This is a genomic window from Streptomyces sp. NPDC059009 (assembly GCF_042740175.1).
Lineage (GTDB): Bacteria > Actinomycetota > Actinomycetes > Streptomycetales > Streptomycetaceae > Streptomyces.
On the sequence record NZ_JBHYJB010000043.1, the window covers coordinates 91,581 to 98,691 of the forward strand.

Annotated in this window: 7 protein-coding genes; 3 read left to right on the forward strand and 4 right to left on the reverse strand. The window is 72.2% G+C overall.

Annotated features, from left to right (window positions below; all coding sequences use genetic code 11):
* Positions 1-98: 98 nt before the first annotated feature.
* Positions 99-518, reverse strand: a complete 420-nt coding sequence (locus ACFWYM_RS34935; RefSeq protein WP_384846471.1) for a hypothetical protein — start codon at positions 516-518, stop codon at positions 99-101.
* Positions 519-622: 104 nt separating this feature from the next.
* Between ACFWYM_RS34935 and ACFWYM_RS34940 the strand changes: the two genes are divergently transcribed.
* Together ACFWYM_RS34940 and ACFWYM_RS34945 are read left to right on the forward strand one after the other, a co-directional pair.
* The gene (locus ACFWYM_RS34940; protein ID WP_384846489.1) at positions 623-1,018 is read left to right on the forward strand and encodes a hypothetical protein; all 396 of its coding nucleotides are present in this window, start codon (positions 623-625) and stop codon (positions 1,016-1,018) included.
* 25 nt (positions 1,019-1,043) lie between these two features.
* Entirely contained in the window at positions 1,044-1,376 is a 333-nt protein-coding gene (locus ACFWYM_RS34945) for a DUF3515 family protein (protein WP_384846473.1), read from the forward strand.
* A gap of 52 nt (positions 1,377-1,428) precedes the next feature.
* Here ACFWYM_RS34945 and ACFWYM_RS34950 read toward each other — a convergent pair whose 3' ends face one another.
* Together ACFWYM_RS34950 and ACFWYM_RS34955 are read right to left on the reverse strand one after the other, a co-directional pair.
* Positions 1,429-2,199, reverse strand: coding sequence for a hypothetical protein (locus ACFWYM_RS34950; RefSeq protein WP_384846475.1), 771 nt, complete (start codon positions 2,197-2,199; stop codon positions 1,429-1,431).
* A gap of 157 nt (positions 2,200-2,356) precedes the next feature.
* Positions 2,357-3,544, reverse strand: coding sequence for an ROK family protein (locus ACFWYM_RS34955; protein WP_384846477.1), 1,188 nt, complete (start codon positions 3,542-3,544; stop codon positions 2,357-2,359).
* Positions 3,545-3,653: 109 nt separating this feature from the next.
* On the opposite strand from ACFWYM_RS34955, the gene ACFWYM_RS34960 reads away from it, so the two are divergent.
* Complete coding sequence (locus ACFWYM_RS34960) at positions 3,654-5,129, forward strand: APC family permease (RefSeq protein ID WP_384846479.1); 1,476 nt, start codon at positions 3,654-3,656, stop codon at positions 5,127-5,129.
* Between the two features lie 232 nt (positions 5,130-5,361).
* On the opposite strand, the gene hutH is transcribed toward ACFWYM_RS34960, so the two are convergent.
* Positions 5,362-6,909 carry a histidine ammonia-lyase gene (gene hutH, locus ACFWYM_RS34965; RefSeq protein ID WP_384846491.1) on the reverse strand — a complete coding sequence of 516 codons (1,548 nt, stop codon included), beginning with the start codon at positions 6,907-6,909 and terminating at the stop codon, positions 5,362-5,364.
* Between the last annotated feature and the right edge of the window lie 202 nt (positions 6,910-7,111).

Genomic DNA, 7,111 nt, shown 5'->3' on the forward strand with positions numbered 1-7,111 from the left:
CGTCGTGCGATGCCCCGGTGACGGCCGTGCACCCCTGAGACGACGGAACCCCAGGCGCCGGTTTCCGCACCTGGGGTCACATCCACCTCACGGATGACTCAGACCGACCCCGAGCGCACTCCTCGCGCCTCTTCCCGCTCTTCGGCGTCTTCTTGCTCTGCTACTTCTTCTGCGTACCCCACCGCGCCTTCGTCTCCCTCATCATCCTCGTCGGGATCCCAGTCGGGCGAATCGGGGTCGTAGTCGATCAGTTCGCTGCTCCAGGACGCCTGGGTGAGCTCCACCCCCGGGATGTCGCTCACCAGGTCGAAGGGGTCGACGAGATAGGCGAGCGCCTCGGCCTCGTCCTCCTTCACGGCGGCCTCGGCGTGGGCGCGCTCCTCGGCGGGCATGTGCTCGTCCTCGCTGATCCGCCGCAGGGCGGCGCCGGTCACCCCGCTTCCGCCGCCGTCCTCGCACACCTCGACGACCATTTCGACGCGCAGCCGCACAAACCGTGACGTGTCTTCTCCAGTCATGTCCCGGAGCGTAGGGCCCACCTGAGCCGCGACTTTCCCGCGACCCGCGCCTTTCACTAGCATCAGCCCTCACGGTCAATTCGCCAGCGCCACAAGGGGGATCCATCTCCGTGACCGCACGCCGATCGCTGCTCACCACCGCCGCCGCCGGGGCCCTCCTGGCAGCGATGTGGTTCGTCCCGTCCGCCAACGCGACGGCGACGCACTCGCCCGCACAGCACGAGCAGCGCGTACGCACGGTGGCGGCCGCCTCGGACAACGCCCCGGGCGCCTCGGGCGCCTCGGACGCCTCGGACGAGGCTTCGGGCCGGGCCGCCCACGAGCGGACCGAGCAGACCGCGACCGCGCCGGACGGCCGCCTCGCCGACACCGGCACGGGCGTCGACACCACCCCGTACGTGATCGGCGGCACGGCGTTCCTGGGCCTGGGCGCGGGGTTCGTGGCGTTCTCGGTGCGCCGGGACCGGACCGGCCGGACGGGTTCGGCAACTGCCCGCTGACCGGCGCCACTTGACCTCACCCACCATGCCCCCGGATCCGGATCCGGCCCCGGCCCCGTCCACGCCCCCTCCCCGTCCCGGGCCCTCCGGCGCCGCCGTGTGGGGCGACGGCACGGTCACCGTCCGCTGCGGCCTGCCCATGCCCCTGCCCACCGGCGACCCCTGCTCCGAGGTCGACGGCGTGGACTGCGCCTGGCGCGCCCGGCAGGACGGGGCGGACAGCAAACTCCTGATCACATACGGGTGCTCACCTGCCGTCGAGGTCCGCGTGGACACCCGGCACACGGCCCCCGACGCCGTCCTGATCGACCTGAGCCGCCTGGTCGAGCCGATCCACCAGGTCCGCGAGTGCGTATAGAGCTCCACGCGTGCGGCTGGAAGTTGTTCTTCGGCTAGCAGTCGTTCTTCGGCTAGAAGTTGTTCTTCAGCGCCCGCAGCCCCGCCTTGTCCCACTTCGTGTACTCCCCCGCGTGCGCCTTCGTCCGCGCCACGCTCCCGCCCTTGCCCATCGCATAGCCCCCGTTGGGCGAGCAGAGCACCGGCAGGTCCTTGCTGCTGTTCGTCGTGCACTCGTACTTGTCGGCCGTCCTGTTCGCGTCGCGCCCGTCCACGTTCGGGTGGTCGAGGCCGACCGCGTGCCCCAGCTCGTGGCTCACCAGGTTGGAGAACCGCCACGGGTCGATCTTGTAGATCTCCGGCATCCAGTACTCGCTGTCGATCCAGATCCAGCCGCCCCACGCGCTGTGGTTGGCGCTCGCCGCGCACGGCCAGGTCCGGGACATGCCGCGCTTGTGGCCGGGGTACGGGCGCCAGCGCAGGCCCACCACGATGACGTGGCGCTCGGCGCTCGCGCAGGAGCTCTCCGCGCGGTGATAGCCCTTGGCCACCGTGAACTTGGTGCCCGTGATCTCGGTCAGCTGTGCCGCCGAGCGCTTGAGATCCCTGCGCAGCTGCGCCTCCGCCGCCTTGTTCCGCGCCGGGGTAAGCCGGTTCGACGAGGTGGGCTTGACCAGCTTGATGACGTACGGGTCGGGGCTCAGCGACTGGATGCCCTGGTTGGTCAGGATCTTCCACCCGGTGCCCCGGTACACGTCCGGCTCGGCGTGGGCCGGGAATCCGACCACCGCGGCGAGACCGACGGCGGCGGCGGACGCGGCAAGCACGCGGGTGCTCTTCTTCACGGTGACTGGCTCCTCAGGCGGGGGGACACGGCCGCCCCATCATCCCCACCCACCCCAACAACTCCCCAACACCCCACCCCTCAAGGGGGAAAGCGGCCCTCCAGGGAGAAAGCGGCCCCTCCACGGGAGGAAGAGGCCCCTCCACAGGAGGAGGCCCTCACCTCCGCTCGAACACGACGTCCCGAGCCGTCCCCAGCGCCGTCGCCACCGCGCCGAGCACCACCGCGTCCTCCCCCAACTCCCCCGGCACGATGCGCGGCCGCAGCGGCGTCAGCTCCCGCAGCGCCGCCCGCATGGGGTCGAGCAGCAGGTCCACACTGTGGCCGACGCCGCCGCCGAGCACGACCAGATCGGGGTCGAGCACCGCGCTCGCCGCCGCCACCGTGTGGGCGATGCGCTCCGCCTCCAGGGCCACCGCCTTGACCGCCGCCGCGTCCCCGGCCCGCGCGGCCTCGAACACGGCCTTCGCGGTCAACTGCCCGCCCACGAGCCCGAACCGGCGCGCGGACTCCACCACCGCGACCCCCGAGACCGCGTCCTCCAGGGTGTCGGGCCCCGTCCCCCGCCCGCCCCAGGGGAGCAGCCCGATCTCCCCCGCACCCCCGTGCGCCCCCGTGAACAGGCGCCCCGCGCTCACCACACCCATCCCGAGCCCGGTGCCGATCATGATGTACGCGAAGAGGCGGCTGCCCGCGCCCACCCCGAAGGTGTACTCGCCGAGCGCCGCGAGGTTCGCGTCGTTGTGCACCTCCAGGGGGACGCCCAGCCGCTCGCTCATCCCGTCGAAGAGGCCCGCCCGGCCCCAGCCGGGCAGGTGGTTGGCGTAGCGGACCCGGCGCCGCTCCGGGTCGTAGACGCCGGGCGTGCCGACCACCGCGTGCGCGACCCGTCCCCCGGGGACGCCGGACTCGTCGGTCACCCGGTGGCAGGTGTCGACCACGAGGTCGGTGAGGGCCGCGGACGTACGGGCCTTGTTGCGCACGTCGGCCCGGCTCACCACGTCCCCGTCCAGGTCCGCGAGGGCCACCCGCAGCCAGCCGCGCCCGATGTCCACCCCGAGGGCGTACCCGGCCGCCGGGTCGGGGGCGTACAGGACGGCGACGCGGCCGCGCTCGGGAGCGTGCGTGCCGGCCTCGCGGACCAGGCCCGCGGCCTCCAGTGCGGCGAGCGCACTCGACACGGTCGGCTTCGACAGGCCGGTGTCGCGGGCGAGTTGGGCACGCGACGCGGGCCCCGCGGCGCGCAGCCGGTCGAGCAGCAGCCGCTCGTTGGTGTCGCGCAGCCGCCGCCGGTTCCAGGTTCGCTGCTCCGCGCCGCCGCGGGCGCCGTGGTCATTGCCGGGCATCGGCCCATTCTCGTACGTCATTCACGCCCTCTTGACGCACATAGTAAGTCTCCTTAACTTTATCGCCCAGGCGTCGCCGCCCACCCCTTCCCCGCTTCTGGAGGCCCCCATGTCCGCACCCGGAAAGCCTCCTTCCGCCGCGGAGAAGGGCAGCGGCTTCGTCCGCCGGGTGGGCCCCTTCCAGGCCACCGCCATCAACATGAGCCAGATGTGCGGCATCGGCCCCTTCGTCACGATCCCGCTGATGGTCGCCGCGTTCGGCGGTCCGCAGGCCGTCATCGGCTTCCTCGCGGGCGCGCTGCTCGCGCTCGCCGACGGGCTCATCTGGGCCGAGCTGGGCTCCTCGATGCCGGGCTCCGGCGGGAGTTACGTCTATCTGCGGCAGGCGTTCCAGTACCGGACGGGCCGCCTCATGCCGTTCCTCTTCGTGTGGACGGCGATGCTGTTCATCCCGCTCGCGATGTCCACCGGGATCGTCGGCTTCGTGCAGTATCTGGGCTATCTGGCCCCGGACCTGGGGCAGACGTCCGGCGACCTCATCGGGCTCGGCGTGATCGCGCTCGTGGTCGCGCTGCTGTGGCGGGGCGTCGAGCACGTCGCGCGACTGTCCACCGCGATGTGGGTCGTCATGATCGCCTCGGTGAGCCTCGTCATCCTCGCGGCGTTCACGCACTTCAGCGCGGACCGGGCCTTCACCTACCCCGCGCACGCCTTCGAGCTGACCAGCAACCACTTCTGGATCGGCTTCGCCGGGGGCCTGACCATCGGCATCTACGACTACCTCGGCTACAACACCGCCGCCTACATGGGCGCCGAGGTCAAGAACCCGGGCCGCGCCCTGCCCCGCTCCATCATCTTCTCGATCCTCGGCATCATGGCGATCTACCTGCTGCTGCAGATCGGCACGCTCGGCGTCATCGACTGGCAGCGGATGACCGACCCGGGCGACATCGCCTCGACCTCCGTCGCCTCGGCGGTACTTGAGGAGACCTGGGGCAAGGGCGCGGCCGACGTCGTCACCGTCCTCATCCTCATCACCGCCTTCGCCTCGGTCTTCGCGGGGCTGCTCGGCGGCTCCCGGGTGCCCTACGACGCGGCGCGCGACCGCGTCTTCTTCCGCCCGTACGCGAAGCTGCACCCCCGCCACCGCTTCCCGATGCTGGGGCTCGCGACGATGGGCGTGGTGACGGCGGTCGGCTTCCTCATCGGGCGGCACACCGACCTCGCCACCCTGATCCAGCTCCTGACCACCGTCATGGTGATCGTCCAGGCCCTCGCCCAGATCGTCGCGGTGACCGTCATGCGCAGGCGCCAGCCCACGCTCCGCCGCCCCTACCGGATGTGGCTGTACCCGGTGCCGAGCCTGGTCGCCCTCGTCGGCTGGCTCGTCATCTACGGGTACGCCGACAAGAACTCGCCGGGCCGCCACCCCATCGAGTGGTCCCTGGCCTGGGTGGCGCTGGGCTGCGCGGCGTTCGTGGTGTGGGCGCGGTTCGAGAAGGTGTGGCCGTTCGGGCCCAAGGAGATCAGCGAGGAGTTCCTCGAGCCCGAACCGCCCACGGAGAAGGCGGGCAGCCCCGCCTAGGGCCTGCCCGCCGAGAGGCCGGGGCGGGGCGGGCGGCGCCCGGCTCTAGGGCCTGTCCGGCGGATCAGGCCGCATGATTCCGAGCTGTGCCGTCCGTCGCTGGTGAGCGGGCTGTGGTGCGTCGAGATGCAAGGCGGAGGAGGGCGACAACGCGGAGCGTTGGCAACCGACGACAACGCCGCAGATCGGCGTGGAACAGCCCGCGACCGCGGCAAGATCCACCGGACAGGTCCTAGGCCAGCGGACCCGTCACCGGCTCAACCGCCGCGACCAGGGCGCCCGTTCGCACGAACTCCTCCGCCTGCGCGAGGTCGGGCGCGAGGAAGCGGTCCGGACCCGGCCCCTCGACGCCCGCCTTGCGCACCGCTTCGAGCACGGCGCGGGTCGCGGGAGCGGGGGTCAGGGCGGGCGACTGGCAGCGCAGCTCGACGGCGCGCGTGGCCGCGTACAGCTCGACGGCGACGATCCGGGTCAGATCAGCGACGGCCGTGCGCAGCTTGCGGGCGGCGGACCAGCCCATCGAGACGTGGTCCTCCTGCATCGCCGAGGACGGGATGGAGTCGGCGGAGGCGGGCACCGCGAGCCGCTTCATCTCGCTCACCAGGGCGGCCTGCGTGTACTGGGCGATCATCAGGCCCGAGTCGACACCGGCGTCGTCGGCGAGGAACGGCGGCAGCCCGTGCGAACGGTTCTTGTCGAGCAGCCGGTCGGTACGGCGCTCGGCGATCGAGCCCAGGTCCGCCGCGGCGATCGCGAGGAAGTCCAGGACGTACGCGACCGGGGCACCGTGGAAGTTGCCGTTGGACTCGACACGGCCGTCGGGCAGGACGACGGGGTTGTCCACCGCCGACGCCAGCTCGCGCTCGGCGACCAGCCGGGCGTGCGCCATCGTGTCCCGGCCCGCGCCCGCGACCTGCGGAGCGCAGCGCACCGAGTACGCGTCCTGGACGCGCGGCGCGTCGTCCTGGTGGTGGCCGGTCAGCCCCGAACCGGCAAGGACAGCAAGCATGTTGGCGGCCGAGTCGGCCTGGCCCGGGTGCGGGCGGATGGCGTGCAGCTCGGGCGCGAGGACCTTGTCGGTGCCGAGCAGGGCCTCCAGGGAGAGGGCCGCGGTGATGTCGGCGGACTTGTAGAGGGTGTCGAGGTCGGCGAGCGCCATGACCAGCATGCCGAGCATGCCGTCGGTGCCGTTGAGGAGCGCGAGCCCCTCCTTCTCGCGCAGCTCCACGGGGGCGATGCCGTGCGCCGCGAGCAGCTCGCCGGCGGGCTTCAGCTCCCCGTCAGGGCCCTCCGCCTCGCCCTCGCCCATGAGCGTGAGCGCGCAGTGGCTGAGCGGGGCCAGGTCGCCGGAGCAGCCGAGCGAGCCGTACTCGTGGACGACCGGGGTGATCCCGGCGTTGAGGACGTCGGCCATGGTCTGCGCGACCTCGGGGCGCACTCCGGTGTGCCCCGAACAGACGGTCTTGAGCCGCAGGAACATCAGCGCGCGGACCACCTCGCGCTCGACGCGCGGCCCCATCCCGGCGGCGTGCGAGCGCACGATGTTGCGCTGCAGCTGCGCCCGCAGGTCGGGGCCGATGTGCCGGGTGGCGAGGGCGCCGAAGCCGGTGGAGACGCCGTAGACCGGCTCGGGCTTGGCGGCCAGGGCGTCGACGATCTCGCGCGCGGCGGCGAGGGCGGAGCGGGCCTCGTCCGTCAGCTCGATGCGCGCGTTGTCGCGGGCGACGGCGATGACGTCGGCCGCGGTCGTCCCGGTCGTCCCAAGGGCCACAGTGTGCATATCCATATTCAGCAGCGTACGGACTGAATCGCCGGGTGTCACGGGTGGGTTGGGTGCGGACCTCTTACCTGGGGGTGCGGGTGAGCTGGTGGGTGGGTCGGGGTGGGGACGCGGCGGTATGTCCGTCCTCGAAAAGCCGGGGGCGCCGGACGGGTACATGAGTACTGGCTTGGGTGGGGTGCTGTACTGCGGGCGGACATCT

Coding starts and splice junctions, on each gene's coding strand:
- ACFWYM_RS34935 (WP_384846471.1), bottom strand. CDS start 518: ATGACTGGAGAAGACACGTCACGGTTTGTGCGGCTGCGCGTCGAAATG.
- ACFWYM_RS34960 (WP_384846479.1), top strand. CDS start 3,654: ATGTCCGCACCCGGAAAGCCTCCTTCCGCCGCGGAGAAGGGCAGCGGC.
- hutH (WP_384846491.1), bottom strand. CDS start 6,909: ATGCACACTGTGGCCCTTGGGACGACCGGGACGACCGCGGCCGACGTC.
- ACFWYM_RS34945 (WP_384846473.1), top strand. CDS start 1,044: ATGCCCCCGGATCCGGATCCGGCCCCGGCCCCGTCCACGCCCCCTCCC.
- ACFWYM_RS34955 (WP_384846477.1), bottom strand. CDS start 3,544: ATGCCCGGCAATGACCACGGCGCCCGCGGCGGCGCGGAGCAGCGAACC.